This window comes from Mesorhizobium sp. M7D.F.Ca.US.004.03.1.1 (genome assembly GCF_003998635.1).
In the GTDB taxonomy this organism is placed as follows: domain Bacteria; phylum Pseudomonadota; class Alphaproteobacteria; order Rhizobiales; family Rhizobiaceae; genus Mesorhizobium; species Mesorhizobium loti.
In genome coordinates this window covers 1-980 of the sequence record NZ_RZQG01001432.1, presented here as the reverse complement: position 1 = coordinate 980, position 980 = coordinate 1, and the positions used below count along the sequence as shown (strand labels likewise).

At 61.7% G+C, this 980-nt stretch carries 1 protein-coding gene; it reads right to left on the bottom strand.

Going from position 1 to position 980, the window contains the following annotated elements; genetic code table 11:
* Window positions 1-84: 84 nt before the first annotated feature.
* On the bottom strand, window positions 85-980 hold an 896-nt coding region (locus tag EN935_RS37695), incomplete at its 5' end, for a cytochrome ubiquinol oxidase subunit I (protein WP_164771792.1).

Genomic DNA, 980 nt, shown 5'->3' with positions numbered 1-980 from the left:
GATCGAAGCCATCCAGCAGCACGTAGAAGAACACCGCCATGCCGAGAATCAGCGTCCAGATTGGCACGAAATCGAGGACCTGGCTCATCGCACTTCTCCCTCTCGAAGTTCGACGGCTCCGGCGCGGACCGGCGCCCCGGGCCGTCCTCCCTCGATCTCCACATCTATCTCGGCAGCAATTGCCGGGCCTTTGCGCACAATGCGCAGCATGAGGAAGAGGCCCACAGGATAGATGATGAGATAGACCGCTACGTAGCCGATCAGCGAGAGCATCACATCAAAGCCCGTCAATGAAGGTGTCACTGAGTCCGCCGTGCGCAGAAGGCCGTATACTGTCCAGGGCTGACGTCCAACCTCGGTGGTGATCCAGCCTGCGATGACCGCCACGAAGCCGATGGGCGCCGCGATCTGGGTGATCGAGAGAAAGGCCGGCGACGCGTCCAGACGGCCGCGCCAGCGAAGCCATCCGCCGACAAGGACGAGGCCAAGCATCAGAATGCCGCAGCCGACCATAATCCGGAAGGCGAAGAAGGGGATCGCGACGGGGGGACGCTGATCGGCCGGAAAGTCCTTGAGGCCCTTAACCTCGCCGTCAAGCTCATGGGTGAGAACGAGGCTGCCAAGCCATGGAAGATCTATGGCAAAGAGGTTGCGCTCGGCTTTGTCATCCGGAATGGCGAAAAGGGTAAGCGGCACCTGTCGGGCAGTTTCCCAGCGCGCTTCAATCGCGGCGAGCTTGGCCGGCTGGTGGTCGCGCGTGTTCAGACCGTGCTGGTCGCCGATGAACATCTGCAGCGGGACCAGCACGGTCAGCAGCCAGAGCGTCATCGACAGCATCGTTCGGCCTTCCTCAACGGACCGCCCGCGACGCATCAAATAGGCGCCGACGCCCATGACGACGAAGCCTGTCGTGACGAAGAACGCGACGACGGTATGCGCCAGCCGATAGGGAAAGGAAGGATTGAAGACCACCTTGAACC